General features: G+C 68.9%; 3 protein-coding genes and 1 pseudogene. All 4 read left to right on the forward strand.

Going from position 1 to position 2,652, the window contains the following annotated elements:
- The first annotated feature begins 27 nt into the window (after positions 1–27).
- On the forward strand, positions 28–1,161 hold the full coding sequence (locus tag B4M60_RS02905) for an NDMA-dependent alcohol dehydrogenase (RefSeq protein ID WP_291080122.1): 1,134 nt from the start codon (positions 28–30) through the stop codon (positions 1,159–1,161).
- Positions 1,162–1,172: 11 nt separating this feature from the next.
- Positions 1,173–1,823: a TetR/AcrR family transcriptional regulator gene (locus tag B4M60_RS02910; protein WP_291080124.1), complete on the forward strand. Its 651-nt coding sequence runs from the start codon at positions 1,173–1,175 to the stop codon at positions 1,821–1,823.
- A 200-nt stretch (positions 1,824–2,023) separates the two neighbouring features.
- The gene (gene rpsL / locus B4M60_RS02915; RefSeq protein ID WP_291080126.1) at positions 2,024–2,395 is read left to right on the forward strand and encodes a 30S ribosomal protein S12; all 372 of its coding nucleotides are present in this window, start codon (positions 2,024–2,026) and stop codon (positions 2,393–2,395) included.
- Positions 2,395–2,652 (forward strand): annotated as a pseudogene (locus B4M60_RS02920) (30S ribosomal protein S7); the annotation flags it as partial. The gene rpsL and the pseudogene B4M60_RS02920, both read left to right, overlap by 1 nt.

Below are 2,652 nucleotides of genomic sequence, written 5' to 3' on the forward strand. Positions count from 1 at the left end.
ATCAACTCTCATTCGAGGAGTACTTCCATGCGCACCAAGGCCGCCATCATTCGTGAGCCGAAGCAGGACGGTTGGGAGGTCGTCGAGGTCGATCTCGGTGACCCCCGGGTCGGGGAGGTTCAGGTCAAGCTGGCCGCCTCCGGTCTCTGCCACTCGGACGAGCACCTGCTCACCGGGGACCTGCAGTTCGAGACGTACCCGATCATGGGCGGTCACGAGGGTGCGGGAATCGTGACCAAGGTCGGCGAGGGGGTGACGGGCATCCAGGAGGGTGACCACGTCGTCCTGGCGTTCATCCCCGCCTGCGGCACCTGCCCGCCCTGCTCCGAGGGACTGCAGAACCTGTGCGACAACGGCGCCGGCCTGCTGTCCGGTCGGGCGATCGCCGACGACACCTACCGGATCCACACCGCCGACGGTGAGCCCGTCGCGACCATGTGCCTGTTGGGGACGTTCTCGCCGTACGTCACCGTCCACCAGTCCTCGGTCATCGTGATCGAGAAGGACATCCCGCTCGACAAGGCCGCCCTGCTCGGCTGCGGCGTGTGCACGGGCTGGGGCTCCGCGACCGAGATCGGCAAGGCCAAGGAGGGCGACGTCGTGGTGGTCGTCGGCGTCGGCGGCATCGGCATCAACTCGGTCCAGGGGGCCGCGGCGGCCGGGGCCCGGGTGATCGTGGCGGTCGACCCGGTGGAGTTCAAGCGGGAGAAGGCGCTCGAGTTCGGGGCCACCCACACGTGTGCCTCGATGGACGAGGCCATGGCACTGGTGGGCGAGCTCAGCTGGGGACGCATGGCCGACCTGGTCCTGCTGACCATGGGTGAGGTCCACGGCGAGCACCTGCTGCCCGGGCTCTCGCTCACCGGCAAGGGTCGGCGCTGTGTGGTCGTGGGGCTGGGCAACATGATGGCCGTCGACGCGCAGCTGTCGATCCTCGACCTGGCCATGCAGCAGAAGACGCTGCAGGGGGCCATCTTCGGCGGCACCGGTCCGCGCAAGCAGATCCCGCACCTGCTCCACCAGTACCGCGCCGGGAGCCTCAAGCTCGACGAGCTCATCACCAAGACGTACCGGCTCGAGGAGATCAACCAGGGCTACCAGGACATGCGCGACGGCAAGAACCTTCGCGGCGTGATCATCTACGACGAGCAGGACTGGTAACAGGAGGAAGAATGACGGCACCCGAGCAGCGCGCCCCCAAGCAGGACCGAAGCCGGATCACACGGGAGCGGTTGCTCAGTGCCTCGATCGACCTCCTCGCAACGCAGGGCTGGGCGGCGACCACCGTGGGAGCGGTGGCCGCCGCCGCCGGCGTCTCACGGGGGGCCGCGCAACACCATTTCCCCACCCGCGAGGACCTCATCACCGCCGCCCTCGGGCACATGATCGAGCAGCGTCTGGAGAACGTGCGCACCGTCGGACTCGATCTCCCCGCCCCCGGCCCCGAGCGGACCGTCGCCGTCGTCCGGCTCATCGTCGACCACTACACCTCCGACCTGTTCAAGGCGGCGCTCCACGTGTGGACCGCGGCGGCCAGCGATCCCGCGCTCCGCGACCGCGTGCTGCCGCTGGAGAACCACATGTCCCGGGAGGTGCTGGCGATCGCCGCCGCCGCGCTCGACCGCGACCCCGCGGAGCCCAGGGTGCGGAGGTCGCTCCAGACCACCCTCGACCTGGCCCGCGGACTCGGGTTGGCCGACGTGCTCTCCGACGACTCCCTGCGCCGTGAGAAGGTCATCGGCTTCTGGGCGGAGACCCTCGACCTGGTGCTCGCCCAGGACGCGGAACCGCACGCCGCGGGTGTCGCGGCGGCCACGTTTTGACCGATCCTCCCGATGGCGGTTAGGCTTGACCATCGTGCTCGCAGTACGCGAGCTGGAGGATCGTGCCCAGTAGGCCAGCGAGAGCGGCTGACGAGGTCGCCCGTGCGCCCGTCGGGGAGCGCGAGAGTCCGGATACGAGCAACGTCCCAGTGACCGGTGGCCACCCCGTACGGAGGCCGCCAGCTAGAGAAAGTCGGTTCATGCCAACCATCAACCAGCTGGTCCGCAAGGGCCGCCAGGACAAGAAGTCGTCGTCCGCGACGGCGGCCCTCAAGGGCTCGCCGCAGCGCCGCGGCGTGTGCACCCGTGTGTACACCACGACCCCCAAGAAGCCGAACTCCGCGCTCCGCAAGGTCGCCCGCGTGCGTCTCACCAGCGGTGTCGAGGTCTCGGCCTACATCCCCGGCGAGGGCCACAACCTCCAGGAGCACTCGATGGTGCTCGTCCGCGGCGGTCGTGTGAAGGACCTCCCGGGTGTGCGGTACAAGATCATCCGCGGCTCGCTCGACACGCAGGGCGTCAAGGACCGCAAGCAGGCCCGCTCCCGCTACGGCGCCAAGAAGGAGAAGTAATGCCTCGCAAGGGTCCCGCCCCGAAGCGCCAGCTGATCGCCGATCCGGTCTACGGATCGCCGCTGGTCACCCAGCTCGTCAACAAGATCCTCCTCGACGGGAAGAAGACGACCGCCGAGCGGATCGTCTACTCCGCGCTGGAGATCTGCCGCGAGAAGACCGGCACCGACCCGGTCGTCACCCTCAAGAAGGGGCTGGACAACGTCAAGCCCGCTCTCGAGGTCCGCTCCCGCCGCGTCGGTGGCGCCACCTACCAG

Source organism: Dietzia sp. UBA5065 (assembly GCA_002415925.1).
GTDB lineage: Bacteria > Actinomycetota > Actinomycetes > Mycobacteriales > Mycobacteriaceae > Dietzia.